This is a genomic window from Pseudomonas sp. B707 (assembly GCF_022496685.1).
GTDB classification, from domain to species: domain Bacteria; phylum Pseudomonadota; class Gammaproteobacteria; order Pseudomonadales; family Pseudomonadaceae; genus Aquipseudomonas; species Aquipseudomonas paraglycinae.
Genome location: NZ_WTVE01000010.1, coordinates 46608 through 71564, shown reverse-complemented (window position 1 = coordinate 71564; position 24957 = coordinate 46608). Strand labels below are relative to the sequence as shown.

Below are 24957 nucleotides of genomic sequence, written 5' to 3'. Positions count from 1 at the left end.
CTATTCAATCCGTCGCTCAGTGGACATCGCGCTGGAGGCAGTAGAAGTACGCAGGCTCTGCGCCAGTTCAACCAGCTGCACGAATTCGTTGCGCAGGCCGAAGCGGTCATCACCACGGGCACCTCGCGCCAGGGCTTCGGTGTCCTTCAAGCTGAATTCGCCAGTGTAGCGGCCGTCCTTGAGTTGCTGGGAAAACGCGGCGACGGCGGCAGCAAAGCGCAGGTCTTCACTGGCCGGAGCAACCTGACTGGCAATCGGCCGCTCGATCAGCAGACTTTTCCCACCCTCAGGCTTTTGATATCGCACACGCAGCATTGCCAATTCTCCTTTCTTTTCGGAAACCACTGCATCGGTTTTTCCGTAACGCAGCGGTTCCAGCCAGCCCTTCTCGCCTGTCGGGACGATTTCATACAACGCCGTCACCGTATGGCCTGCACCGATTTCACCGGCATCGACCTTGTCGTTGCTGAAATCCTCACGCTTCAACGCGCGGTTCTCGTAACCGAGCAGGCGGTATTCGCTGACCTGCGCCGGGTTGAACTCGACCTGCAACTTGACGTTTTTCGCTACCACGGCGAGGGTCGAACCGAGTTGATCCACCAGCACCTTGCGCGCTTCGCGCAGGTTGTCGATGTAGGCGTAATTGCCGTCACCGGCATCGGCCAGTTGTTCCATCAGGTGTTCATTGTAGTTATCCACACCGAAACCCAGGGTGGTCAGGGAAATCCCGGTCTTGCGTTTATCCACAGCCATTTGTTTCAGGCTATCGAAGTCGCTGATGCCGACGTTGAAGTCACCGTCGGTGGCCAACAGGATGCGGTTGATCCCTTTGGGGATGAACGCCTGCTGCGCCATCTGATAAGCCAACTCGATGCCTGAAGCGCCAGCGGTCGAGCCACCGGCGGTCAATTGCTCGATGGCTGTGCGAATTTTCGCCTTTTCCCGTCCGGAAGTCGGCTCCAGTACCACTCTGGATTCGCCGGCATACACCACCAGCGATACCCGATCCTGCTCGCGCAATTGATCGACCAGCAACTTCAAGGTGCTTTTGACCCGCGGCAAGCCTTCTCGACGGTCCATCGAGCCGGACACGTCCACCAGAAATACCAGATTGGCCGGGGCCAGTTCCGCCACCGCGCGGTCGGAGGCCTTGATGCCGATGCGCAGCAAGCGTGTGTGTGGGTTCCACGGCGAAGCGGCCAGTTCGGTGGTCACGCCGAAGGGCGAGCCATCGCTCGGCAGCGCGTAGTCGTAGGGAAAGTAATTGACCATTTCTTCCAGCCGCACCGCGCCTTCCGGCGGCAGTCGACCCTGATTGAGCAGGCGCCGCACATTGGCGTAGGCGCCGGTGTCGACGTCGGCGCTGAAGGTCGAGACCGGGGTTTCGGCGACGCTGTGGATCGGGTTGTCGGCCAGCTTGGCGTACTGCTCGCGTTGTTCGTCACGATAGCCTTGTGGATAACTTTCACTGGCCGGCATCGGTGCAAAACTGGCGATCGGCGCCGCCAGTGCACTGCGCTTGGCCATCGCGCTATCGGCCATGACCAATTCGGGCTGCACGGAGGATTTCAGTTCGGTCTGCGCCGGAGGCGGCGCGACGGTGGTCTCCGGGCTGGAGGAAACACCGCAACCGGCAACCACCAGCAACACACTGGCAGCAAGGGGGCGCAGAAGCGTGGAAGGAAGGGACATGGGGGCTGACCTCGGGGAAGAATTGATCCATTCATCCCCTGAGACGGGCAGCCCTGTCAGTTCGGGTTAAACCTCGCCGAAATTTTTTCAGCGGTGATAACGCCGCACCGCACTGCTGTTGCGCAGCACGTGGCCTTTGATCTTTTCCATCAGCTGGGCGCGGGTCAGGCCGGCCGGCAAGGCGTCCGGGGCCAGATCCAGGGCGTAGATCTGGATGATGTAGTGGTGCGCGCTGTCGCCAACCGGCGGGCACGGGCCGATGTAGCTGGTGGTGCCTTTGCTGTTGGTGCCACCGACGCCTTCAAGGGCCGATTTGGCGCCGACACCCGCCGGAATCTGCCGGGTCGTGGCCTTGATCCCGTAGTGAATCCAGTGATCGACACCCGAACCTTTCTGGCCGTCCGGATCGTGCATGACGATGGCGTAGCTCAGGGTTCCGCTGGGGCCGGCATTCCAGCTCAGGGCCGGCGACTGGTTCTTGCCGCCGCAACCGGCCGCATCGCTGGCCGCCGCCGAGGTGAACAGGCGGTTATCCGACACACCGGGAATGCTGAGGGTGAAACGCTCCTGGGCCTGCGCCGGAAACTGCACGCAAAGGGCGACGGCAACGGCCGCCAGCCAAGGGTTGAGAGAGGTCAATCGGGTCATTCCGGGAGCACCTTGTGCAGTTGGGCCTTCGTCGGCCTGCAAACTATAGCCGTACCGTTCGTGCCGTGGCAGTGGGAAATGGCTGAACCTCGCAATGCGGCCCAAACTCGTAAGAGAAATGCCTGTGAGGAGCACGACCATGACCCTGCACCGTGTCGCCCGTTTCGCCGATGTGCCTGAAGACCGTGGGCTGGAGGTACAGATCGGCGACTGCAAGATCGTCCTGCTGCGCGCCGCCGGCCAGTTGCGCGCCTTTCAGGGGCAATGCCCGCATGCCGGCGCGCCGCTGGCGGAAAGTGCGTTGTGCCACGGCCGGCTGATCTGCCCGTGGCACAAGGCAGCTTTTCGCGCCGAAGATGGCGCGTTGTGCGAGCCTCCGGCGCTGGACAGTCTCAAGCGCTATCCGCTGGAACTGCGCGGCGACGAAGTATGGGTCGATGACCAGCCGCTGCCGGATCCGCACACTCCGCCGCAGGACGATCCGCGCACCTTTGTCATCGTCGGCGCCGGTGCCGGGGGAACGGCCTGCGCCGCCGCCCTGCGGGAAAAAGGCTTCGGCGGGCGGATCGTGCTGATCGACCGCGAGCCGGACGCCGGCTACGACCGCACGGTGCTGAGCAAATTCGTGCTGTCCGGGGAAATGCCGCCGCCGGAAACCCCGCCCCTGCGCGATGACGATTTTTACCGCGAACAGCACATCAACCGGGTTTCAGGCGAGGTCACCGGGCTCGATGCCGATACCAAAACCCTTCACCTGAGCGATGGCCGCACACTGCATTACAGCGCGGCGGTGCTGGCCACCGGCGCAGCGCCCAACGCGCTGAAACTGCCCGGTGCCGACCTGCCCCAGGTGTTTGTCCTGCGCTCCAAAGCCCAGGCGCAATCCATCATGGACGCCGCCCAACCCGGTCAGCGCGCGGTGATCATCGGTGACAGTTTCATTGCGCTCGAATGCGCTTCGGCCCTGCGCCAGCACGGGCTCGAGGTGACGGTGCTGGCGCGCCATGCGATTCCCTTCGCGGCGCAATTCGGTGAAGCCGTCGGCAAGGCGATCCGTGCGCTGCACGAAGAAAACGGCGTGAAATTCATCACTGATCACGAAGCCAGGGAGATCACCGGCGACGGCAAGGTCGAGGCGGTGTTGCTCGACAACGGCCTGCGCCTGTCGGCGGATCTGGTGTTGGCGGGAATCGGCGTGCATCCGGCCACCGAAGCGTTCGGCGATTTGCCGCGCGAGGACGATCAATCACTGTTGGTCGATGCCAGCCTGCGCGTCGCGGACAGTCTGTGGGCGATTGGCGATATCGCCACCTTCCCGCTGAACGGCAAACCACAACGCATCGAACACTGGCGCCTGGCCCAGCAGCACGCGCGGATCGCCGCCGCGAACCTGCTCGGTGGCGATGAGCATTACCTCGACGTGCCGTATTTCTGGACCTGGCATTTCGGCCGCAACTACGACTATCTCGGTCACGCCGAGGCGTGGGATGCGGTCGAATTTATCGGTGAACCCGAACAGCCGCCGTTTATCGGGCTGTTCGGGAGCAAGGGGGTGGTGGTGGCGGCGGTGGCCTGTGAGCAGGAACGGGCGATGGCGTTGCTGGCCGAACGCATGAAACAACCGCTGCCGATGGATGAAGCCTGGCGGCTGATTCGCGCCGTCAGGTGATCCGGTTCAGCGGCTCGCGGTTGTCGTCGTCCTCGGCGTGCAGAAAGATCACCCGAGGATGCTCCAGCGGGGCCAGCGGTGGCGGGAGCTCCTGCGGCTGAACCGGCCACAGATGCGGCACCACATGACTGACATCGCCGTCCTGATCGTTGTGGATGGTCATCACGCCCGGCCCGCGCAGCTTCTGAAAGCGCTCGTCGCACAGTTTGAAGCTGCGGCTCAGCCCCTCATCGTCGACCACCGGGGACGGCAGGCGGCGTTGAGCGAAGCTTCGGCTCTTGCGTTGCTGATAGCGCGCCCAGCCGATCAGGATAACTGCGTTGACCAGCGCCACCCACAGATAAATCTGCAAAGTGCCGAGGGCTTCGAACGCCGAATTGTCGATGCGCGGCCCGCCTTCGTGGGTCTCGATCAGCGGCCATAAACCGCGCGCCAGCAGATACAGCAGACCGATCCAGGCCAGCACCGTGAAGAACGCATCGACCACCACCAGAAACGGCCGTTGGCGGGTCCGGATGATTTTCATTTGATAACCTCCTCTTCATCGTCCCCGAGCGGCTTGATACCCCGATCGGGACTGACCCAGCGCGCACGCTTCTGGTGTTGGCCGAACAAGACTTTGGGGAAACTGACCAGCGTGGTCAGCAGGCTGACGAACCAGAACGCGATCGGATACCAGACCACCCAGAACATGGTCTTGCCCAGGCCCGGTTCGTAACGACGGTCAATGATGATGCTGACCGCGAACTGCACCAGGCAGACAAACGCCAGCAGCAGACCGGTAAACGCCGGGGGCATCAGGTGATCGACGGCAATGGCTTCAGGCATGACCACGAACTTGCCGACGGCCCAGAAGATCACCGACAACAGGAAGGTGAACGCCCAACCGGTCGACAGGCAGTATTCGAACAGCAGCGGCCACAGGTAACGGTGACGGTACTGCCAGATCCCGCGGATGTTCTTGAACAGCACTTCGGCACCGCCCTGGGCCCAGCGCAGGCGCTGCTTCCACAGACCGCGCAGGGTTTCCGGCATCAGGATCCAGCACAGGGCACGGGGCTCGTAGAAGATGCTCCAGTGATCCAATTGCAGCTTCCAGCTGATGTCGATGTCTTCGGTGATCATGTCCGGGCTCCAGTAGCCGACCCGGTTCAGCGCGGTGCGGCGGAACGCGACGATCACACCCGACACGGTGAAGATTCGCCCGAACACCCGCTGGGTACGCTTGATCAGCCCGATGATCGACGAGAACTCGCCGACCTGAACCCGCCCGACCAGAGTCGAACGCGTGCGGATCCGTGGGTTACCGGTCACCGCGCCCAGTCGTGCGTTGTCCAGCATCGGCGCCACAAGGTAAGCGGCGGTGTTCGGCGCCAGCAGCGCGTCACCGTCGATGCACACCAGATATTCGCTGCGCGCAGCGATGGCGCCCATGCGCAGGGCCACGGCCTTGCCCTGGTTTTCCGCCAGGTGCAGCACACGCAGCCGTGGATCTTCCTTGGCCAGCGCATCCAGCACTTCGGCGGTGTTGTCCTTGGAGCCGTCGTTGATCGCGATGACTTCGATGTTCGGGTAGTGCTGCGCCAGCGCCGCGTGGATGGTGTCGGCGGCGTTGTCGCCCTCGTTGTAGCAAGGGATCAGGATCGAAATCAGCGGTTCGCCTTCCAGCGGTGGCGGCAGGGTGTCGTCCTTCCACGGCCAGTGCCGCTCCCAGTGCAGCCAGAAATACAGGCCACCGGAAATCCACAACCCGGACATGAACAGCGGGTAGAAGAACACGAAGTCCATCAGGAATTGCCCGGTGACCAGGAAGATCAGCCCCAGCGGGACGCCGAGGACGATCGCCAGAACAAGCAGGGCCAGCAGTCTATCCAGCATGTCATGGGTTCCATTTGTTGGAGAGTGCAGGCCGCACGGTTTTCAGGTCCGGCAGATTCTCGAGGAAGTTGTCCGGGTAGTAGCCGAAACTGGTGGCGCCCTGACGCTTGAGGCGGCTCATCCAGTCGGCCAGTTGTGCGCCGTCGATGTCGGCCTGGTCTTTTTTCGTCCAGTCCCGGGCCTGCAGTTCGAACACCGTGCGATCCAGCGCACCGGGGCGCTGTTTGATCTTCGCCACCAGCGCTTCGAGCCACGGGCCGGATTGCGCCTGGGTCTGTTTTTCCATGAGCGGCATGGCCATCGGCGCCGTCCAGTCGTAAGTCCCGAGGAAGTCGTCGAGGTTCTGCGCGAACCACGCTTCGCTGTGCGGATTGAGCACCGGCTCGGCGAAGATGTTGCGCGCGGTGAGCACTTGCGGGCCACGAATCGCGCGCACCTTGGCGGTCAGTTCGTTGGTGAAGTCGATCAGGTAACGGCTCTTGAAGCGCGTCCAGCGCTGCATGGCTGCCGGATCGTCACGCAGAGCGGCGATCGAGCCCGGCAAGCCGTTCGCGACATAGGCCTTTAGCGCCTGAGGGCCGGCATCTTCGAAATCCGAAAGCACCGCGTCGTCGTGATAGAGAATGCCGTCGACCGAAGTCAGGCGTGCCACGTCTTCGTATATCTCGCCGATGATCCGCCGCACCTCGGGGTCGAACGGCGACAGGCGTTTGTACTGATCCGGGTCGACAGCGGTCGTGCCGGTCTTCGGATCCCAGCGAGTCACCCGTGGCAGCTTCGAATCCAGTTCGAAACTCAGCACCGGCATCCACGCAAAGACCTTCACGTGAGCCCGTGTGCGCAATTGCCAGGCGACGCGGTCGAACAGGTCGGCGCGCATCGGCAGATGACGGTTGGGGAAGTACAACGAATGCACCAGCCCATCGCCCTTCGGATCGGCGAAGGCTTGCAGGAACACGGTGTTGGCGCCCATGTCGGCCATGCGCTGGATCAGTTTGCCGAGGTTGATTTCCTGCTGCGCGGGATCCGGGTCGTAGACGTTGTCCAGATCCACATGCACGACGCGCATGGTGAAATCCGATTGCACGCCGACCACACTGTTGGCGAAGTGCTCGCCGTCAGGGTCGGAGGCGACCAGGAAACGCGGCCCGCTCATCAGGTTGTCGAGAGCATCGAGACCGTCATCCAGGGTCAGGGCCATTTCATAGCCCTCTTCGCTCACCACGGTCAGCGACGTGCCGTCCGCCGTCCCGTAAGGCCAGACCCAGATACGCGGTTTTTTACCGGTGTTCTTGCGGATTTTCTCCGAGATCGCCTGCACGTCGGCGCGGATCCGCGCCTGGAAATCGGCTTCGGATTCGTAGCGTTTGCTCACCGGATCGTAGCGCCGGGTCGCGGCCGCCGGCTGCAGGTTGCCTTGCGGGTTGGCGAGGATGCCTTTGTGGCTGGCGTCGGTGTGGGCGGCGATTTCCACCAGGCCCGATTGCGAGATTTCCCGCACCTGAGCCCAGGTCAGGAAGTCCGAGCGCGGACGCGGCGTGCCAGCGAAGTCCACCGGTTGGTTCAGCGGCGTATCGATCCAGGTGCCGACCGGCGCCAGCAGCGCATGCCAGTTGTAGGCGCGCAACACCGGCAGTACGCGGGTGTAGAAGCTTGAGTAACCGTCGTCGAAGCTGAGCAGGATCGCCTTGGGCGGCAGTTCCGGCCCGCCCTTGCGCGCGGCCATGATCTGGTCGACCGTCACCGGTTGGTAGTTGTTTTCCCGCAGCCAGGCGAGCTGTTCGAGCAGCCGCTCGGTGCGCACCGCCACCACTGCCTGATCGGGATCACGGTCTTCGACGTCGTGGTAGGCAATGCCCAGCACGTGGTTTTTCGGCCAGGGCTTTTCATTGGCTGCCACCGGTCGCTCGGACGGCGGCACAAAGGCCGGGGCTTGCTGGGCGCAGGCGCTGACCAGCAGCACTCCCAGCAGAAGGATGAAACGCGAAATCAAAGGCATCTTCAAACTCTTCTAGAAGCGGAAAGTGAGGTCGACGAGCAGACGCAGATCGGTTTCCCGGTCACCGTCGTAGGGCCGGTTGATCACGCTGAACAAACCGCCCACCTCGAACACGTCGTTCCAGGCGTAGCGCTGGCCGTAACCGAGCAATGCCATGCCGCCGGTGCCGTGATCACGCTGGCTGTAAGTACCCGCACCGGCCTGGAACTGCTGGCTCCAGACGGTTTCGTAGCGGTGGTACAGCACGTGATTGACGTTCAGCAACGGCATGACGCTGAAGTCCGACTTCGGGTTGAAGTACGGCACGTCATCGGACTTGGAGTTGTGGCTGGTGCCCACTTCCAGGCCCGCATCGACTTGCAGGTTCGGCGCGCTGTAGACGCCCTCTTTTCCGGTCAGCAAGGCTTCGACACGGTTGTTGCCGTCGCTGAAGTGCGACGGGCTGACCGCCAGCCGCCACTCGCGGCTCTCGTTGCCGCGCCAGCGGATGAAACCGCTGCCGCCGTTGGCCTTGATGTCGCTGTTGAGAGCCCGCAGCGGGGTCTCGGCCGACAGGTATTCGAGGCTGCCGCCGTATTGCCAGTGATCGTCGATGTCGCGGGCAATCGCCAGACGCGCGCCCTGCTTGTCACCGAAACCATAGGAATGATTCGACACCTCGGCTTCAAGGGTCATGTCGCGGGTGCGACGCTCCAGACCGACACGCTGGAAGCGGTGGTGGCCGGTGCCTTCGGCAAAATCGCCGGTGGCGTATCCGGCCCCGGCGAACACCCGCCAGTCTTCATCGATCGGCGGGCTGTAAAGGGTAGTCTGGATGCCGAAATCCCGGCTGCCGGTGACCGCGCCTGCATCGCCACCGCTGCCTCCGTTGGCCTTGCCGCCATAGGCTTCGACGCGCAGCTCGGACATGTCGTGCACTTCGCGTTCACGGGCCAGACGCTGGACCTGACGGTTGTCAGGAAAGCGCGCCACCACGTCATCGGTCAGCGCATCCATCTGCCGCCATTCCTGCAAGTCCATGGCGGTGCGGGCCTGCGCGACTTCGAGGCCCATGTCGCGCGGCGCGATGCTCTCGGTTTCCTTGAGCTGGTTTTCCGCGCGGCGCGGCCAGTTACGGGCCAGGTACAGATCGGCCTGGGCCAGGCGCAGGCCGATGTTGCCCGGCGCCTGATCCACCAGGGTCTGCAAACGTTCTTCGCCGTGGGGCAGGTCGGAACCGTAAGTTCCGGCCTGCGCCGCCAGTTGCTGGGCGTCCATCCATTCGTCGTTGGGGTTGCCGATCGGCAGGCCCTTGAGTTCGACGCGCGGCTTCTGCGCCCTGGCCTGATCTTCAGCGACTTTGCGCGCCTCTTCGGCGCGGTCGCTTTCCAGCAGCGCGTAATACAGAGCCGTGGTGTCTTCGAGTCGGTCGCCGACATCGGCGTCCGGCGCTGCCAGCACCTGACGGTAAAGATCGGTGGCGATTTCCGGCTGGCGCTGATCCAGATAGGACGCCGCCACCCAGCGCAGGGCGTAGGTCGGGATCTTCACGCCTTCGGCTTGCAGCTTCTGGTATTCGCTGATGACTTCGGCGGTGCGCGCCCGGGCCTTGAGCGCGCCCATGCGGTCGATGCGCCAGCGGGTCACGTCGTCGTGGGCCGTAGAGTCCGGGGTCCAGGTGGCGAGCAATTGGTCGTAGTCGGCCAGGGCGCGGTCGGCGATCACGTAGCGTTCTTTTTCGCTGCGGGTGGCCAATTCGGCGAGTCGCACGCGTTCCGCAGCCAGATCGCCTTCAAGACGGCGCAAGGTGACGGGATCGATCAGCCCTGGACGCTGTTTGGCCAGCCGCAGTGCCGGCTCCGGCAGACGCGCCTTTTGCAGGGCGACCACGTATTCGCGAGCGACCTCGGGTTTGTTGCCGGCGCGAACGAAAGCCTGGTCGTATTCGAACAGCGCGTCGTACGGCTTGCCGGCGCGATTCAGGGCGTAGCCCAGCGCCAGTCGGCGGGAAGGATCATCGGGTTTGGCGGCGACCAGCGAACGGGCGCGGATCACCCCTTCGTCGGGCTTGCCGGAGTCGGCCTGGGTCAGCGCCAGACCGAGTTGCAGGTCGGCGTTGTCCGGCTCCAGCGTCAGGGCCTTGTTGTAGACCTCGATCGCCTGATCCCAGCGTTTGAGGTTGCGGTAGGCCCGGGCGGTGGCGGTCAGCGCCTGAACCGGCAGTGCCCGGCCACGACCCTGAGTCTCGTAGACCTGCACCACTTCGGCGTCGAGCCCGGCCCAACCGGCAATTTGCAGGTGATCGCTGACCTGGCCGGTGGTGGCCTGGGCCGGCGGTACCTGACGCAAAACGGTCAGCGCGGGCGTGTAATGCCCGGCCCGGGCGTCGAGCACCATTTGATCGTAGGCCGTGTCGGCGAACGCGAACGCCGGCCAGAGCAACTGGCTGCACAGCGCGACTCGAAACAAAGGGCGTAAACCACGATGTAATACAGGAACATCAATACGCGGCATTCGTCAGCATCCTTACATGGCCAGCCGGGTAGCAACGCCCCCCCTTGCCCATTTCGTAACGGAGGCCAAGCAAAAAACGCTCAGCCAAGCTTATCCAAGCAGTCTTGCACGCAAGCGTAGATCAATATTCAGAACACAATAATTGTTCAGATTCGTGACGATGACTGGCCCCGGCTAACCGTTAACCCGGATGCCAGACAGCAAAACGCCCGGCGTCTGCGGGTGCAGAGGCCGGGCGTTTCGGTGACGCGCGAGGCGTTTACTGAGGCTGTTCGATACTGCCGAACTTGCTCATCAGGAAGCCCACGAACTGCTCGACGGTCATCTTCTGGCCGTTGAATTCAACCTGATTGGCGGCGTAATGCAGCTTGGTGACAACGTTGGTGCCATCCAGTGTCGCCAACTGCGAACCAACGGCCATGCCGGCGAACATGTCGGCGCCAGCGCTGGCCTGGTCGACGATGGCCTTGGCATCGGTCTGGCCATCGATTTGCGCCTGGACGCTGAGCAGATCGACCAGCATCGGCTTGGACACCAACACATTGATGTCCAGCAGCGCGATCAACTGTTTGCCCAGTTGATCCGGTGGCAGGTCCATCGACGCAGGCTTGGTCAGATCAAGCACCAGATTCGCCCGGCTTTCGCCGTTGGCGGTTTTCAGCGACAGGTCTTCCAGCGCCAATTGCGGCCCGACCGCCAGCAGTTTCTGCAGGTCGGCCTTGACCTGGGTGGACTCGGCTTCGGTCAGGTTCAGCTCCGGTGCCGGCAGGCCGGCGGCGGTGGCTTCGGCAGCGGCTTTTTCGTATGGCTGCAGCTTGGTCTGGTAGATCTGCATCAGCGACATGGCCGACGGGATGTCGAGATTTTTCAGGCTCATGGCCAGGTTGGCCGAACCGATCTTCTTGTCGTTGAGGGTTACTTCAGCAACCTTGTAGTCGGCACGGCCGGAGGCGTTGCTGCCGTTCTCTTCAGTGCGGTTCTTCATCTCGAAGTTCTTCACGCCCAGTACCGACTGTTTGGCGCCGAAGGTGGTCTTGCTGCTGGTCAGCTCCAGGGTGTTCTCGCCGGTGTAGTAGCCGTAGGTGCTCTTGGCGAGGTTGCTGGCCAGGGTCAGGCCGTTGAGTTCGATCTGCACCGGGGTCTGGTCTTCGGCGACCGTGGTCAGGCGCAGGCTGTCCATGTAGCCGTCGGCCTTGACCTTCTGGGCCTGAGCGCTGGCGGAAATGTCCATGTTCAGGCCGGAAAACTTCAGGTTCGACTTGTCATCCAGCGCAGTTTCCAGTGGCAGCAGTTCGAGGTTACCGGTGGTGGACTGGTCGTAACCGATGTTGACCACACCTTTGAGCGGCGCCGCGCCCTTGGTGGCGGCAAACCATTTTTCGGTGATCGGGGTCTTTTCCAGCTCGTAGTGACTGGTGGCCATGACCGGCAGCCATTTCAGCGACACCAGTCGCGAGAACGGCAACGGACCGTGTTCGATGTGATCGACGAACAGCAACTCGACCGGCGCTTCGCCGAACATTTCACCCTCGCCCTTGAGGCGATAGTGCGCGGTGCTGCTGAAGGTGTTGCGCTCAAGCGATACCAGCTCCAGCGATGCACTGCCGTTGGAGCCGGCCATGGCGGTCTGCAACTCGCTGTTGGCGTTGGCGACGGCGTTGTTCAGCACGCCTTCGATTTTGGTGCCCGTGTACCAGGCCCCGCCTACGCTGATGGCGCCAATGGCCACAACAATTCCGAGAAGCACGCCTGCTGATTTATTCATGAATGACCTGATCGATTTCCGTGGCTGAAAGTGTGGTCGTCTTCCCTGAACCCGTGACCGGGCCGTGGCGCGACTCCGCTGAATTTAGCGGTGGAGATTAGCACTGGCAGTGCGACGCGGCCCAATGTTTAAAGGTTAAAGAATGTCCACGAGACATGGACAAACAAAAAGATCGCCGGGTTCGGCGATCTTTTAATGATCAGGAATATTGCACCTCGATCTCATCGAGCTGATGGTCGAAGCTTTTCAGCCGTGCGGTCCAGGTGTACACCAGCACTTCGAAATCCCGGTCGATCACCGCTCCGCCCGGCCCGTCGCTGCGCGGGTCGCAGAAATCCAGTTGATAACGCTCACGGGCCATGGCGGTTGCGACGTCCGACAGTTCGCGGGCGTTGTTGAGCCAGTGCCAGCCGTCGCCGGCGACTTGTCGGTCGAGGGCCAGACATTGTTTTTTCAGGGCTTCGAGGCTTTTTTCCAGCGGCGTGCCGGTGAGCTCGCCCATGACTTCGGCGAAGGTCCGCCCCGGTTGCCAGTAGCCGCCCCAGAAGTAGCGGTCGAATACGGTTTCGACTTTGCGCAGCGCGACCTTGGTGTCCCAGATCAGCAGCAATGTCTTACTTTGCTCGAGCTGGCGTTTCTTGAGTCGCTGGGTCTGCACCAGCGCCGACGCCACGACCACGATCGCCATGACCGCGATCAGCGCCACGGTGCTGTCGAGGAAGACCATTGCCTTGTCGATCTGGTGGGCCAGCATGATGCCGTAGAAATAGGTGGCCGACAGCAGCACCAGGGCTACCAGGGCGCACCAGAAGCCGAGAGCGTAAGGGTTTTTCATTATTGGTTTCCCCTAGACCTGCGCTAGCGATGTGCACTGAAAAGGCGCCTGGTTCGGGGCGCCCTTTCAATACTTCAAAGCATAGCAACGGCCTCAGGGTTTGCTGGCGCTCGAGGCTTGCGTTCGTCCGCTTTCCCAACCGCCGCCCAGGGCGAGGAACAAATCGATCTGGCTCATGGCAACCTGGGTGTTGGCGGCGGCCAGTTGCGCGGTGACATCGGTGTAGGTGCGGGTGGCCTGCAGGTCGGCGAGGAACGACTCGCGGCCGGCCTGGAAGAAGCGGTGCGTCTGGTCGGCCGCCAGCTTCGCCGACTGCTCGGCATCGGCCAGCGCATCGCGGCGTTGCAGCAGCGCGGAGTACTGGGACAGGCCGGTCTGGGTTTCGCGGATGGCGTTGAGCACCACGCCGTCGAAATGCGCCAGCGCGCCCTGGGTCGTGGCTTCGGCTTCGCGGATTCGGGCCCGGGCGCCGTTGGTCGGCACGCTCCAGCTCAGCGACGGGCCGAAGCCCCAGCGGTTGGTGGACGGTTTGCCAAGGTTGTCCAGAATGCCGACAGTGCCGATCGTCGCGCCGAAGCTGATGTCCGGGTACAGCTCGCCGGTGGCGATACCGATACCAGCCGTCGCAGCCGCCAGACGCCGCTCGGCCTGACGGATGTCCGGCCGACGCTTGAGCAGCGCAGCGCCATCGCCCACCGGCACCAACTGGGCGATTTTCGGCAGTTCGGCGCAGGTCGCGGTGCCGGCCGGCAATTGATCGACAGGCTTGGCCAGCAGCATCGACAGACGGAACAACCCGGCCTGCCGCGCCGCCTCATAGCGCGGCATGTCGGCGCGCAGGGATTTGAATTGGGTCTGCGAACGGGTGACCTGGGTTTCGTCGCCGCGCCCGGCATCGCGCAGACGCTGGATCAGGGTGGTGCTCTGGGATTGCAGGTCGAGGGAATGCTGGGCGATTTCCCGCTCCTCGTTCGCCGCGCAGACCTGGGTGTAGGCCCGCACCACGTCGGCGACCAGAGTGATGCGCGCGGTATCGGCAGCGGCCTGGGTCGCGTCGGCGTTGGCCTTCGCCGCTTCAATCCCGCGTTGCAGGGTGCCCCACAGGTCGAACTGGTAGGACGCGCTGATGCCGATATCGCCGATGTTGGCCACCGGCACTTTCTCCGGCAGCAGGAATGCCTCGCCGGATTCCTGCAAGCGTTGCGCGCCCATCTTCACGCCGCCGCTCCAGCCACCGGCCGCCTCGGCTTCATCGACCTGCGCACGGGCCCGCGACAGGTTCGCCGCTGCCACCCGCAGATCGGTGTTGGACGCCATGGCCTGCTGCACCAGTTGATCAAGACGCGGATCCTGATACAGCCGCCACCAGTCCGCCGGCACCGGGGCCGACACCACCGGTTTGCCGGCCACCGCCAGGTCGCCCTGGAAATCCTTGCGCTGGATCGCCGCGTCTTCGGGCACGTGATAATCCGGCCCGACCATCGAGCAGGCCGACAGCATCATGCCCAGTCCGGCGATCATCAGAGCCCTGCTCATTTTGCGGGCTCCTGCGGTTGATCGTCGATGATCGACACGGTTGCGGTACGCCCGGCGATCATGCGGAAGTCATCCGGTACGTCGTCGAAGGCAATGCGCACCGGAATCCGTTGCGCCAGACGCACCCAGCTGAACGCCGGGTTGACGTTGGGCAGCAGGTTGCTGCCGCTCGAACGGTCACGGTCTTCGATACCGGCGACGATGCTTTCGACGTGCCCGCGCAGGCGAGCGCGGTCGCCGATCACGCGGATATCCACCGACTGGCCGATATGGATGCCGTCGAGTTTGGTTTCTTCGAAATAGCCGTCGATGTGGAACGAATTGCTGTCGACCACCGACAGCACCGGACGCCCGGCGGTGACGAATTCCTGCGAGCGCGGCGCACGGTCGTTGACGTAGCCGTCCACCGGGCTGCGGATCACCGAGCGATCGAGGTTGAGCTGAGCGCTGTCCACCGCCACCAGCGCTTCGGCCAGGGCCGATTGCGCGCGGGCCACCTTCGACTGGCTTTCTTCCAGCTGTTCGGCCGGCACCAGATTGCCCAAGCCACGGTTACGTTTAGCTTCACGCTGCGCCTGTGCGAGGGTTTCTTCGCGATCAGCGACAGCCGCCCTGGCCTGGCGCAACGCCAGTTTGAAACGGTCCTGGTCGATGCTGAACAGCACCTGACCGCGTTTCACCAACTGGTTGTCCTTCACTTCGACCTGTTGGATCAGCCCGGACACGTCCGGGGCGATCTGCACGATGTCGGCGCGAATGTGGCCGTCGCGGGTCCAGGGCGCGAACATGTAATACATCACCATGCGCCAGACCACGACGACGGCGAAAGTCACGATCAGCAGCGTCAGAACGACGCGACCGAGGGTCAGAAACGGTTTTTTCATGTCATCAGGTATCGACTGAGTGAATCCACGCCGTACAGCATCACGGCGTAGAGAGCCACGTTGAACAATGCCCGGTGCCAGACCAGACGGTAGAAATGCAGGCGTGTGAGCACGCCGTGTACCAAAACAAACAGCACATAAGTGATGCCCATCAACACCAGCAGGGTCGGCAGGAAAATGCCGCTGATGTCCAGATCACCGATCATAGGGGCGCTCCTTCGGGCAGCGGTTCTTCGGGCTCTGCGTTGGAAACGAATTCCACACCGGGCAACAGCGCCAGCCGCAAACCGCTCAAGGCATGCAACAGGTTGAGTCGGGTTTCTTCATCGCCATGGCCATTGAGCGCGCGGCGGGTGCGATCCATGGTCATCAGCAAAGCGCTTGGTGCCGGCAGGCGTTCGCCGGCCTTGAGACAGGCCCGGAAATATTCGCCGACCTCTGCCACCACTTGCTTGAGCAGCGCGTTCGGTGCGCCCGTCACTCGCGGCGTGTAGGCGAGCAGGTCGAGCAGGTTCAGCCCCACGCGCACTTCGCGCATGGCGATACCGGTGTCCTGGCCAGTCAGCGCCAGACGCGGCAGGTGCTGCATCAGGCGGTCGAGCAGTTGCACGCCAAGCTGTCGGTGTTCGGCGAGGTTGGCCGGTTCGGTCATGCTGACGATATCTTTCCAGCTGAAACGGGTCAGGCGCTTGGCCGCCAGTTCGGCGCCGAACGGCCGGGCGATCAGCGTCCAGATAAACGCAAACAACAACCCGATCGGGCCCGCCAGGTTGGAATTGACGAAGGCAAAGAAGTCCGCGTCGTAAGCACCGGAAATGCTGATGAACGAAGAAGTGTTGACCAGCGTCAGCAGCATGCCGAGGTAGAAGCGTGGCTGCACCGTCAGGGTGCCGACACAGATGAACGGCACCGCGAACGCCAGCACCAGCATCGGAAAGTCATGCAGGTTCGGCAGCACCAGAAACAGGTACAGACTGGCAAACAGCACCGACATCCCGGTCCAGAAAAAGAACCGGTAGATCTGCGGCGCCGGGTCGTCCATCGAGGCGAAGAAGCTGCACGACACCGCCGCCAGAATCACCGCGCTGCCGCCGTCGGTCCAGCCGAGCAGGATCCACAACATCGAGGCGACGATGATCGCCAGAATGGTCGAGGCCACCGAATACAGCATCAGCCCGCGGTCGATGAATGGCGTCAGGCGACCGAGGCGCCAGTGACGATACACCGCGCGCCAGCTGTCCTGGCGCTCGCACAGGATTGCGTCCTGCAGGCTGCGGCAGTCCTGCCACAGATCGATGAACTCGCCGAGGCGATACAGCGCGTTGGAAAACAGCAACTGCTTGCGATCTTCGAGGGCTTCGGCGCTCGGTTGCAGCGCTTCGAGCTGATCCCGCAGCGCTTGCCAGCGTTCCAGATCGGCGTCTTTGTGGCCAAGCCATTCGCGGGTCGCGGTGAGTAGCGGGGCGAATTTTTCCACCAGCTCGGGCGTGCGCCGTTCGAGGGCGTAAAGCGAATCCTCAAGGGCGTCGATCACCGGCAGCAGATGGATCATCCGCCCGCGCAGTTCCTTGGTGTTGCGCACCGTCTGCGGCCGCGCACCTTCGTGCGGCAACTGGCCGATCATCAACTCCAGGCTGTTGAAACTGCCGACCATCGCCATGCGCAGGGCTGCGACCTCTTCGGGCTGCACGTCGCGGCTGAGGAATTTCAGACTGTAAGTTGTGGCGTCGGCGAACCACTTGCCCACGGCGTCGTTGAACACCGGCGCCAGGCGTCGTGGCCAGAACATCGCGCCGACCACCGCCGCCACGGCGATGCCGAGAAAGATCTCTTCAGTCCGCGACTCGGCCACGTCCCACACCGCCAACGGGTTATCCACCACCGGCAGGGCGATCAACGGCAAGGTGTAGCCGGCCAGCATCAGCGCGTAGTTGTTGGCGGTGCGCAGGTGCAGGGACAAGAACAGCAAAATCCCCGTCCACAGGGCGATGACCACCACCAGCACGTACGGGCTCTGGACGAACATCGGCACGAACAGCACCGCCGCCGCCGCACCGAGAAACGTGCCGATCGCCCGATACAGCGCCTTGGAACTGGTCGGCCCGAGGAACGGACTGGAAACGATGTACACCGTGGCCATCGCCCAATAAGGACGCGGCATCTGCATGAGCAAAGCGATGTACAGCGCGGTCATCGAAGCCGCGAACGTGCGGATCCCGTAGAACCAGTCCCGCGCGGGGGGCATGCCGGAAAAGAACCCGTTCACGGATTGATCACCGTTGGCGGAGTGGCCGCCTCAAAAGCTCTCAGTACCCGAAGCGTAGCCTCCAGATCGCGCTGGTCGATGCCTTCGAGCACTTCATGACGCAGACGCACCAGTTGCGCCTCCACCGCTTGCACCAGCTCACGGCCGGTGTCGGTCAGGCTCAGGCATTTGGCGCGACGGTCCTGGGCATCTTCGGTGCGGCAGACAAACCCGGCGTGACACAACTGATCGAGCAGGCGTACCAGCGACGGCGACTCCATCCCTGCCGCCTGCGCCACCTGCACCTGGCGCACACCCTCGCCCAGCCGCCCGATCATCAATAACGGGACGGCGCAGGCTTCGGAGATTCCATAATTGACCAGCGTGGTCTGGCAGATCTTCCGCCAATGCCTGGCGGCCACCACCATGGCACTGCTGATGTTCATCTGGAGAGCGTCGAGGTTATTCGGCACGAGGGAATGCACACACTGTTAGTTTGCTAACTATCAATATCGCATTGGTGGGGAAATTCAGTCAAGTTTTGAAACAAATTGGGTTGCGTGCTTCAACTCAACGTCTTTTCGCGTTTTCGTAGACGTCGCTTCGCTCGCGCTTACCCACGGCGACTACCGAGACAACCACCCGCTCTTCGATCACTTGGTAAACCAGTCGATAACCGGACGCTTTGAGTTTGATCTTGTAGCAATCAGGCATGCCGTGGAGCGAGTCAGCCGGAATACGCGGACGCTCAAGACGCTCAGCCAGCTTCTTTTTAAATTGATCACGCAGCGTATGACCCAGTTTGTTCCACTCTTTGTGAGCGGAAGGCAGAAATTCGAGCTTATAGGTCATCCAGGCTTACCGGTATGGGAGTCTCGTGACTGCGAGAACGAACGATTTCTGCCAACTCGAGATCATCGAGCCGCTCCATCATGGCTTCGTAAACGTCAGCCGGCACCATGTAGCCCATGACCCGGTTGTGATTCAGGACAGCGACTGCTCCTCCGTGCGCGCCGTTTAGCACTGCGGAGGGGTTTTTTTTCAGTTCAGAAACACTGACAGCCATATCGGCCAGAACACTTTGCATAATAAAAGACCTCAATTGAGGTCGTAATTCTGGTCTAAGGAAGCATTACTGGCAACCGGATGAGTCGATTCAGCTTACGAACGGCAAGCTGATAATTACCCCCGCCCCTTCCTCAACATCACATCCAACTGATCCACCACCTCCGCCCAATCCGCATCATCGAGAATCTCGTCGCGCAGGAAATCCGCCTGGCTTTTGCTCCAGAAAAACGCGTCGCACAGGTGCAGTTCCGGTTTGAGCGGGGAATGGGTGGCGATGAACTGGTCGATGCTGACCGGGTCGTTGTCCAGGCCGAGTTGCTTGAACAGGGATGGGAGGCTGTGCGTCGGGTTTTCCATTGTTCTGGTCCTTTGAAGATTCAGTGGATGCAAGAATTTCGCGAGCAGGCTCGCTCCCACAGGCTCAGCGCAGGACCTGTGGGAGCGAGCCTGCTCGCGATTAGCGTCGTCAAAAGCGCCGCAAACCTACTGACTCAACTCCCGCACCTGCGCATGCGGCACCATTTTCAGGAATTCGGGCATGCTCATGTGCAGCAGGTTGTTGTGGTTGCCGGCTTCCAGGTAGATGTCTTTCTGCCGGGTCAGCAGCGGGTCGATGACCATGTCCAGGCCGTAGGAATCGCCCAGTGGCGGTACGGCACCGCGTTCGCAGTCGTCGAAAATGTGCGCCAGATTGCTTTCGCGGGTGATTTGCCATTCGCCGCTGCTGCGCACCTTGCTCAAGTCCAGGTGGCGGCTGGCGGGCAGCACCGCCATCAGGTAGTGCCCGTGGCGGTCGTCCAGAATCACCGATTTGGCCACCCGCTCTGCGGCAATCCCGGAGACCCGCGCCGTTTCCAGGCTGCTGGACGAGTGCGGGTGGGTGACGATGTCATATTCGCATTGCGCCCGGTTGAGGCTGCTCTGCACTTTCTTGGCCATACGCATGATGCACCTCGGTGCCCGCCGACGCTGCGCGGCGGACGGTAATGAAACGCTGTGGCTGTCCTTGAAAGTCTAGTCCGGCGGGCCGCGAACACCGGGAAATCCGCCCACTGGCGGGGCGGGCAAACTGGTTAAAAATCATCCAGCCGCAGCCTCAACTAGACTGTAAGAACAAGTCCTGACTCTCGCGGAGGGTCACGTGGACATCCGTTGCTGTGCGCTTGCCCTGTTGCTGCTGAGTGGATCGGTGGTTGCGGCGGACGGTCCGTTTACCGCCGTCAGTCCGGTCGGCCTGTGGCTGATTACCTTGGGCATCACATTTCTGATCGCCGAAGCCGCGCTGCCCAACTACGGGCTGATCGGCCTCGGCGGTATCGTCATGTTCGTGATCGGCGCGCTGATCCTGAGCAACGCCGAACTGCCGGTGCCGATGATGATCGGCCTCGGGTTGGTGAGCGCCCTGTTGCTGATCGCATTGCTGATCCGCGCCCTGAAAACCCGACCGCGCCAACCGGTCAGCGGCGATGCCGGCCTGCTCGGCAGTGTCACGGCGGTGACGGTGGTGCAACCGGAAGACAGCCGCAACGGCTGGGTGCAATTACAAGGAGAACGCTGGCAGGTGCTGAGCGCCACGCCGCTGCACACCGGGCAACCGGTGCGCGTGGTCGGGCGCAAGGGTCTGTTGCTGCAAGTGGCCGCGACTGACGCGGCACCGCTCGGAGAGTGATCATGGGTCTGCAAATCGGTTTTGTCGCGCTGCTGCTGTTGCTGATCGCCCTGGCCGGCTCGACGTTCCGCATCCTGCGCGAATACGAACGCGGGGTGGTGTTCCAGCTCGGACGCTTCTGGCAGGTCAAAGGGCCGGGGCTGATCCTGCTGATCCCGGTGGTGCAGCAAATGGTCCGGGTCGACCTGCGCACCATCGTCCTCGACGTGCCGCCACAAGACGTGATCACCCGCGACAACGTTTCGGTCAAGGTCAACGCGGTGCTGTACTTCCGCGTGCTCGACCCACAGAAAGCGATCATCCAGGTCGAGGATTTCCTCATGGCCACCAGCCAACTGGCCCAGACCACCCTGCGTGCGGTGCTCGGCAAACATGAGCTGGACGAACTGCTGGCCGAACGCGAACGCCTGAACATCGACATCCAGCAAGTGCTCGACGCCCAGACCGACGCCTGGGGGATCAAGGTCGCCAACGTCGAAATCAAGCACGTCGATCTCAACGAATCAATGGTGCGCGCCATCGCCAAACAGGCCGAAGCCGAACGGGAACGGCGAGCCAAGGTGATCCACGCCGAAGGCGAATTGCAGGCCTCGGAAAAACTTATGCAGGCCGCCGAAATGCTTGGTCGCCAGCCCGGCGCCATGCAACTGCGCTACATGCAGACCTTGAGTTCGATCGCCGGCGACAAGAGCTCGACCATCGTCTTTCCGTTGCCGATCGAACTGCTCAAGGGGATGGCGGATCTGTCGGCGAAATCGTAAGCGCGCGCAAGCGTTCCAGCGCGGCATAGGGCGCACGGGCGCAATCTTCGATCCGTGCCCGCAACAGCGCCGATGCCTCCCGGCGTTTGTGTTCGCCATCGACGACAAAGGGTTGTGACGGCTGCTTCGCGTGCTGCGCCGTCGCTGTCAGCGCCTGTTCACACTGCGTGGCGCTGAGCCCGAAAAACCGCGCCAGCCGCCCGCTCATCGCGTCGGGCAATTCGCTGTAATTGACCACCAGCCCGGCAGACTCACGACAATGCACGCACCCGGCCTCCAGCAGACGCCCCAGGCGCCGCGCGATGAAGTCCTCACGCCCCTCGAAGGGCAAATCGTCGTCCAGCACACAATCGCCGAGTGCACCCGGCACCATGTGCAGGCCGGGGCGGCGCAGGTGCGAGACGGCGATTTCCAGCGGATCGCGATAGACAAACAGCCAAGGCGTATCGGGAAAGCATTCCTGCAGCAACGGCCATTCGCCGATGTTCCAGGCGTCGAGCTTGATCACCAGCCGCTGCTCCGTACCGCGCCGCCGCTGACCATACGCCGAGAGCAATCCGGCGATGGCCGCGCGGCGTTCTTCGCCCGGCAGATCGCTACGCAGCAAGGCATCGAGGGACGGCGGCTCCGAGACCACGATGTGATCGTCGAGCCGGGCGAGCATCTGGCTGATCAGCGTCGAGCCGCAACGAGAGGCGTGCAGGATGAAGGCACTCGGCGGCAGACCCGGACTGAGCGCCTGCCAATCCATGAGTGCCGACAAGGGCGTTTGCCGGCGGAACGCCTGATTGAACGGCAGGCGCAACGCGTCTTCGACGGCTTCACGAAAGAACGGCTGATGCAGCGGTGTGTCGCCAAACCAGCACCAGTCGACCTGCCATTGCCCGGCGGTTTTCCAGATGCGGATCGGCAGCCAGCCGTCGAAATTCACAGACGCCATTGTTCGTTCCATGACCGGCGACCATTGCGCATCGCCGCCAGCAGTTCTTCACGGGAAAAGTGCAGACCGCGTTCAGCGGCCAGCGCCAGCGTCTGAGCGGTGAATGCGTCAGGGTCGTGCAGTGCCTGCAACGTTGCGGACAGCAACGGATCCGTGACCAGCAACCGTTGAAAACGCTGCAGCGCCGTCTCCGCGCCATCGGGCCGCGGAGTGCTCGGCAAACCGTCAACAATCATCTGCTCCAGCCAGGGCGCGGGGCGGCAATCGAGCACCAGATGAACCCGAACCGTGCTGTCGCGATTGTCGACCCGATGCGGTCGGGCGAGATCGAGAAACCAGCATTCTCCCTTCGCCATCGGCATCCGCTGGCCGTCGAGCCAGAAGTCCACGGCAGGCGGACTGAGCAGCGGAATGTGCAGGCGCAAATCGGCGTCCACGCCCTCAAGGTCGTAGTCGCGATGTTCATGAATCTGCCCGCCCGGCCCCAGTCGCAACAGCCGCGCACTGACGATGTCCAGTGGCAGATCCCGAAGGGCCTGCTGCCAGCGACGGTCATTCAGCCAAGGATTGCGCTTTACGGGTTCGGCGCTGCCGGGGGACAGTTCGGTCAGCGCATCGGCGGCAGAAATCAGCGCCACACCGCTCCAGTCGCCGGCGAAATAAGCGGTGTTGAAATGACCGCGCCAGGCAGCGTCTTCAATCGCCGCCAGCGCCTGCAACAGCAACGGCAGGTCCACCGTCACTGGCAACCGTGAGAACGCCGGCCGGCTCATGCCTTGGGCAACACCGCGGATTCGCCGAGCCAGGTCAGCAACCGGTCGAGACAGGCTTCGACCGTCAGCGTGCCGGTGTCGAGCACCAGCGAAGCCTGGGCCGGTGCCTCGTAAGGCGCCGACACGCCGGTGAACCCGGCCAGCTCGCCACGCCGGGCCCGGGCGTAATGCCCTTTCGGATCGCGCTGCTCGCACACCGCCAGCGCGGCGCTGCACCAGACTTCGCGATAGTCCTCGCTCAAACGGCGGGCAAACACTTCGCGCAGTTCCGCCAACGGCGCGATCATCGCCAGAATCACGATCTGCCCGTTCTCCACCAGCAACGCCGCCAGCTCACTGGCGCGGCGGATGTTTTCCAGGCGGTCGGCATCGGTAAAACCCAGGTCACGGTTGAGCCCGACGCGCAGGCCATCGCCATCGAGCACCACACTTTGCAGACCACGACTGAACAACTCGGCATGCAACACCTGGGCAAGGGTCGATTTGCCTGCCGCCGGCAAGCCGGTCAGCAGCATCGCCGTGCCGCGATGGCCGTTGCGGGCCTCGCGTTGGGCACGGCTGATGCTGGCGGTCGGCGCCAATACGTCACTGCGCGGCGGCATGGGCCACCGGCAGCGAAATATCCCCCGAGGCCCACGCGGCTTCGCGGTTGGCCAGCGCGGTGGCGATCGACTGCACTTCGGTCGACTGCACCTGATCCGGCAGCGGATCGAGGCCGGCGCTGGCGAAGATCTGCCCGTAAGCATTGCGCAGATCGGCGTATGACAGGTCGCGACGCAGATCGGCCTGCAAGGTGTTGAGTTCGCCCTGAATCAGGTCCAGCTCACCAATGCCGTCGGCCTGACGACGGTTGCGCAACTGACCGACGATTTGCCCGTCGATGTCCGACAGTTGCTGGTTGGTCTTGAACTGGCGCAGCGCCTCCTGATAGTTGGCGTTGGCCACGTAGAGCTGCGCCAGCACTGCAATCGACATCGCCTGACGCCGCGCGGCAGCCACTTCTTCACCGGCCTTCGCCACATCGATAGCCGCCGGGGCAGAGATCACGTTGAACAGGTTCCAGGTGACTTTGACGCCGTAGTCGGCCCAGCCCTGCTCGACCAGGAACGAGTTGCTGTCGTAATGCCCGCCGGCGGAGAACTCCAGACCCGGCAGCAGACGCAGCATGGCCTTGCGGGTTTCGGCGGCGCTGATCCGGGTCTGGTAATCCTGCTCGCGCAGTTCCGGACGGCTGGTCAGGGCTTCCTGCTCGAGTTTGCTCAGATCGACCTTGAGTTCGGGGATCCGGTAACCGTCATCGGTGGCCAGGGTCAGGTTGGTGCCCAGCGGCAGGTTGATCAGGGTCGCCAGTTCGGTTTTCGCCAGCGACAGCGCGCGGCGTTGTTCTTCCAGTTGCCGGGTCGCTTCGATCAGCGAACGCTGATAACCGAGCGACTGCACCGGATCACCGATGCGCTGTTCGCTCATGCTTTCGCTGTTACGGCGGGCGGTGTCGACTCGCGCCATCAGGCTGTCGATCTGCTTGAGCAGGCGTTCGGCGGCCATCGCCCGCCAATAGGCCGAGCGCACGTCCTGAACGATGGTGTTGATCACCTTGCGCCGGCGCTCCTGAACGATCAGGCGCTGGTCGCCCTGCTGCTTGGCGCTGATGTAGCTGACACCGAAATCGAGGACGTTCCAGACCATGGTCAGGTCGGCGACGTCACGGTCGCGGTCCTGTGAGGTCGACGGTTCCAGAGACTGAGTGCCGGTACGCACACTCTGGCTGCTGGAGGCGCTGACGTTGTTGCGTCCGACGTAACCGGCGTCCAGCGCCATGCGCGGCAGCATGTCGAAACTGGCGAGGTCGAGCTGCCGCTTGGCCAGCGCTTCCTCCATGATTTTCAAGCGGCCTTCGAGGTTGTATTTCACCGCGCGGGCCATCGCCTGGTGCAGGGTCAGCGGACCGCTCAGCGGTTCCTGGCCCTTGTACATGCTCTGCAGGTCAGCCCGGGCCCGTTGCTCGCTGACGCTGCGTTCGATCGGTTCACTGGTCACTGCACATCCGCTGATCGCCAGCGCCAGCAGGCTGGCGCCGAACAACTTCTGACTTTTCTTCATCC

24 protein-coding genes are annotated in these 24957 nt (G+C 62.9%); 3 read left to right on the top strand and 21 right to left on the bottom strand.

What is annotated here, in order from left to right:
- Window positions 1-1692 (bottom strand): VWA domain-containing protein, encoded by a 1692-nt coding sequence (locus GQX66_RS03720; RefSeq protein WP_240866548.1) that lies wholly within the window; start codon window positions 1690-1692, stop codon window positions 1-3.
- Window positions 1693-1779: 87 nt separating this feature from the next.
- Window positions 1780-2340 (bottom strand): YbhB/YbcL family Raf kinase inhibitor-like protein, encoded by a 561-nt coding sequence (locus tag GQX66_RS03715; RefSeq protein ID WP_102687455.1) that lies wholly within the window; start codon window positions 2338-2340, stop codon window positions 1780-1782.
- Window positions 2341-2479: 139 nt separating this feature from the next.
- On the opposite strand from GQX66_RS03715, the gene GQX66_RS03710 reads away from it, so the two are divergent.
- A complete protein-coding gene (locus GQX66_RS03710; RefSeq protein ID WP_240866545.1) occupies window positions 2480-4009 on the top strand; it encodes an FAD-dependent oxidoreductase in 1530 nt (509 codons plus the stop codon).
- On the opposite strand, the gene pgaD is transcribed toward GQX66_RS03710, so the two are convergent.
- The 15 genes from pgaD to GQX66_RS03635 all read right to left on the bottom strand — a co-directional run bounded on the left by pgaD (window position 4002) and on the right by GQX66_RS03635 (window position 19657).
- Window positions 4002-4535, bottom strand: coding sequence for a poly-beta-1,6-N-acetyl-D-glucosamine biosynthesis protein PgaD (gene pgaD, locus GQX66_RS03705; RefSeq protein ID WP_074689361.1), 534 nt, complete (start codon window positions 4533-4535; stop codon window positions 4002-4004). The genes GQX66_RS03710 and pgaD overlap by 8 nt on opposite strands.
- A complete protein-coding gene (gene pgaC, locus GQX66_RS03700; RefSeq protein WP_236188851.1) occupies window positions 4532-5887 on the bottom strand; it encodes a poly-beta-1,6-N-acetyl-D-glucosamine synthase in 1356 nt (451 codons plus the stop codon). The genes pgaD and pgaC overlap by 4 nt, the downstream gene beginning before the upstream one ends.
- 1 nt (window position 5888) lies before the next feature.
- Entirely contained in the window at window positions 5889-7886 is a 1998-nt protein-coding gene (pgaB, locus tag GQX66_RS03695) for a poly-beta-1,6-N-acetyl-D-glucosamine N-deacetylase PgaB (RefSeq protein ID WP_240866543.1), read from the bottom strand.
- A gap of 12 nt (window positions 7887-7898) precedes the next feature.
- The gene (gene pgaA / locus GQX66_RS03690; protein WP_240866540.1) at window positions 7899-10379 is read right to left on the bottom strand and encodes a poly-beta-1,6 N-acetyl-D-glucosamine export porin PgaA; all 2481 of its coding nucleotides are present in this window, start codon (window positions 10377-10379) and stop codon (window positions 7899-7901) included.
- A gap of 259 nt (window positions 10380-10638) precedes the next feature.
- Window positions 10639-12144: a YdgA family protein gene (locus GQX66_RS03685; protein WP_240866537.1), complete on the bottom strand. Its 1506-nt coding sequence runs from the start codon at window positions 12142-12144 to the stop codon at window positions 10639-10641.
- A gap of 199 nt (window positions 12145-12343) precedes the next feature.
- Window positions 12344-12979, bottom strand: coding sequence for a hypothetical protein (locus GQX66_RS03680; protein WP_011331886.1), 636 nt, complete (start codon window positions 12977-12979; stop codon window positions 12344-12346).
- A 93-nt stretch (window positions 12980-13072) separates the two neighbouring features.
- Complete coding sequence (locus GQX66_RS03675) at window positions 13073-14515, bottom strand: TolC family protein (RefSeq protein ID WP_064382679.1); 1443 nt, start codon at window positions 14513-14515, stop codon at window positions 13073-13075.
- Window positions 14512-15399, bottom strand: a complete 888-nt coding sequence (locus GQX66_RS03670) for an HlyD family secretion protein (RefSeq protein WP_085702796.1) — start codon at window positions 15397-15399, stop codon at window positions 14512-14514. The genes GQX66_RS03675 and GQX66_RS03670 overlap by 4 nt, the downstream gene beginning before the upstream one ends.
- The gene (locus GQX66_RS03665; protein WP_007957657.1) at window positions 15396-15605 is read right to left on the bottom strand and encodes a DUF1656 domain-containing protein; all 210 of its coding nucleotides are present in this window, start codon (window positions 15603-15605) and stop codon (window positions 15396-15398) included. Before GQX66_RS03665 ends, GQX66_RS03670 begins: the two co-directional genes overlap by 4 nt.
- Window positions 15602-17665: an FUSC family protein gene (locus GQX66_RS03660; RefSeq protein ID WP_240866534.1), complete on the bottom strand. Its 2064-nt coding sequence runs from the start codon at window positions 17663-17665 to the stop codon at window positions 15602-15604. The genes GQX66_RS03665 and GQX66_RS03660 overlap by 4 nt, the downstream gene beginning before the upstream one ends.
- A complete protein-coding gene (locus GQX66_RS03655; protein ID WP_011331882.1) occupies window positions 17662-18090 on the bottom strand; it encodes a MarR family transcriptional regulator in 429 nt (142 codons plus the stop codon). Before GQX66_RS03655 ends, GQX66_RS03660 begins: the two co-directional genes overlap by 4 nt.
- A 124-nt stretch (window positions 18091-18214) precedes the next feature.
- Window positions 18215-18496: a type II toxin-antitoxin system RelE/ParE family toxin gene (locus GQX66_RS03650; protein ID WP_039773012.1), complete on the bottom strand. Its 282-nt coding sequence runs from the start codon at window positions 18494-18496 to the stop codon at window positions 18215-18217.
- Window positions 18486-18731 carry a type II toxin-antitoxin system Phd/YefM family antitoxin gene (locus GQX66_RS03645; protein WP_039773014.1) on the bottom strand — a complete coding sequence of 82 codons (246 nt, stop codon included), beginning with the start codon at window positions 18729-18731 and terminating at the stop codon, window positions 18486-18488. Before GQX66_RS03645 ends, GQX66_RS03650 begins: the two co-directional genes overlap by 11 nt.
- A 95-nt stretch (window positions 18732-18826) precedes the next feature.
- A complete protein-coding gene (locus GQX66_RS03640) occupies window positions 18827-19069 on the bottom strand; it encodes a DUF2789 domain-containing protein (RefSeq protein WP_039773016.1) in 243 nt (80 codons plus the stop codon).
- 126 nt (window positions 19070-19195) lie between these two features.
- A complete protein-coding gene (locus GQX66_RS03635) occupies window positions 19196-19657 on the bottom strand; it encodes a YbaK/EbsC family protein (protein ID WP_007957669.1) in 462 nt (153 codons plus the stop codon).
- A gap of 196 nt (window positions 19658-19853) precedes the next feature.
- Between GQX66_RS03635 and GQX66_RS03630 the strand changes: the two genes are divergently transcribed.
- A complete protein-coding gene (locus GQX66_RS03630; RefSeq protein ID WP_240866519.1) occupies window positions 19854-20381 on the top strand; it encodes an NfeD family protein in 528 nt (175 codons plus the stop codon).
- 2 nt (window positions 20382-20383) lie between these two features.
- Window positions 20384-21142, top strand: coding sequence for a slipin family protein (locus GQX66_RS03625; protein ID WP_007957673.1), 759 nt, complete (start codon window positions 20384-20386; stop codon window positions 21140-21142).
- On the opposite strand, the gene GQX66_RS03620 is transcribed toward GQX66_RS03625, so the two are convergent.
- Genes GQX66_RS03620 through GQX66_RS03605 form a run of 4 tightly spaced genes read right to left on the bottom strand, consistent with a single transcriptional unit; the run spans window position 21108 to window position 24955 of the window.
- The gene (locus tag GQX66_RS03620) at window positions 21108-22082 is read right to left on the bottom strand and encodes a sulfotransferase family protein (RefSeq protein WP_240866516.1); all 975 of its coding nucleotides are present in this window, start codon (window positions 22080-22082) and stop codon (window positions 21108-21110) included. The genes GQX66_RS03625 and GQX66_RS03620 overlap by 35 nt on opposite strands.
- The gene (locus GQX66_RS03615; protein WP_240866501.1) at window positions 22070-22855 is read right to left on the bottom strand and encodes an aspartyl/asparaginyl beta-hydroxylase domain-containing protein; all 786 of its coding nucleotides are present in this window, start codon (window positions 22853-22855) and stop codon (window positions 22070-22072) included. Before GQX66_RS03615 ends, GQX66_RS03620 begins: the two co-directional genes overlap by 13 nt.
- Entirely contained in the window at window positions 22852-23457 is a 606-nt protein-coding gene (cysC, locus tag GQX66_RS03610) for an adenylyl-sulfate kinase (protein ID WP_240866499.1), read from the bottom strand. Before cysC ends, GQX66_RS03615 begins: the two co-directional genes overlap by 4 nt.
- Window positions 23441-24955, bottom strand: a complete 1515-nt coding sequence (locus tag GQX66_RS03605) for a TolC family protein (protein WP_102717897.1) — start codon at window positions 24953-24955, stop codon at window positions 23441-23443. The genes cysC and GQX66_RS03605 overlap by 17 nt, the downstream gene beginning before the upstream one ends.
- Window positions 24956-24957: the final 2 nt, after the last annotated feature.

Coding starts and splice junctions, on each gene's coding strand:
- cysC (WP_240866499.1), bottom strand. CDS start 23,457: ATGCCGCCGCGCAGTGACGTATTGGCGCCGACCGCCAGCATCAGCCGT.
- GQX66_RS03670 (WP_085702796.1), bottom strand. CDS start 15,399: ATGAAAAAACCGTTTCTGACCCTCGGTCGCGTCGTTCTGACGCTGCTG.
- GQX66_RS03665 (WP_007957657.1), bottom strand. CDS start 15,605: ATGATCGGTGATCTGGACATCAGCGGCATTTTCCTGCCGACCCTGCTG.
- GQX66_RS03635 (WP_007957669.1), bottom strand. CDS start 19,657: ATGCGTATGGCCAAGAAAGTGCAGAGCAGCCTCAACCGGGCGCAATGC.
- pgaA (WP_240866540.1), bottom strand. CDS start 10,379: ATGCCGCGTATTGATGTTCCTGTATTACATCGTGGTTTACGCCCTTTG.
- pgaD (WP_074689361.1), bottom strand. CDS start 4,535: ATGAAAATCATCCGGACCCGCCAACGGCCGTTTCTGGTGGTGGTCGAT.
- GQX66_RS03605 (WP_102717897.1), bottom strand. CDS start 24,955: ATGAAGAAAAGTCAGAAGTTGTTCGGCGCCAGCCTGCTGGCGCTGGCG.
- GQX66_RS03680 (WP_011331886.1), bottom strand. CDS start 12,979: ATGAAAAACCCTTACGCTCTCGGCTTCTGGTGCGCCCTGGTAGCCCTG.
- GQX66_RS03650 (WP_039773012.1), bottom strand. CDS start 18,496: ATGACCTATAAGCTCGAATTTCTGCCTTCCGCTCACAAAGAGTGGAAC.
- GQX66_RS03715 (WP_102687455.1), bottom strand. CDS start 2,340: ATGACCCGATTGACCTCTCTCAACCCTTGGCTGGCGGCCGTTGCCGTC.
- GQX66_RS03640 (WP_039773016.1), bottom strand. CDS start 19,069: ATGGAAAACCCGACGCACAGCCTCCCATCCCTGTTCAAGCAACTCGGC.
- GQX66_RS03710 (WP_240866545.1), top strand. CDS start 2,480: ATGACCCTGCACCGTGTCGCCCGTTTCGCCGATGTGCCTGAAGACCGT.
- pgaC (WP_236188851.1), bottom strand. CDS start 5,887: ATGCTGGATAGACTGCTGGCCCTGCTTGTTCTGGCGATCGTCCTCGGC.
- GQX66_RS03615 (WP_240866501.1), bottom strand. CDS start 22,855: ATGAGCCGGCCGGCGTTCTCACGGTTGCCAGTGACGGTGGACCTGCCG.
- GQX66_RS03655 (WP_011331882.1), bottom strand. CDS start 18,090: ATGAACATCAGCAGTGCCATGGTGGTGGCCGCCAGGCATTGGCGGAAG.
- GQX66_RS03625 (WP_007957673.1), top strand. CDS start 20,384: ATGGGTCTGCAAATCGGTTTTGTCGCGCTGCTGCTGTTGCTGATCGCC.
- GQX66_RS03675 (WP_064382679.1), bottom strand. CDS start 14,515: ATGAGCAGGGCTCTGATGATCGCCGGACTGGGCATGATGCTGTCGGCC.
- GQX66_RS03720 (WP_240866548.1), bottom strand. CDS start 1,692: ATGTCCCTTCCTTCCACGCTTCTGCGCCCCCTTGCTGCCAGTGTGTTG.
- GQX66_RS03620 (WP_240866516.1), bottom strand. CDS start 22,082: ATGGCGTCTGTGAATTTCGACGGCTGGCTGCCGATCCGCATCTGGAAA.
- pgaB (WP_240866543.1), bottom strand. CDS start 7,886: ATGCCTTTGATTTCGCGTTTCATCCTTCTGCTGGGAGTGCTGCTGGTC.
- GQX66_RS03645 (WP_039773014.1), bottom strand. CDS start 18,731: ATGCAAAGTGTTCTGGCCGATATGGCTGTCAGTGTTTCTGAACTGAAA.
- GQX66_RS03685 (WP_240866537.1), bottom strand. CDS start 12,144: ATGAATAAATCAGCAGGCGTGCTTCTCGGAATTGTTGTGGCCATTGGC.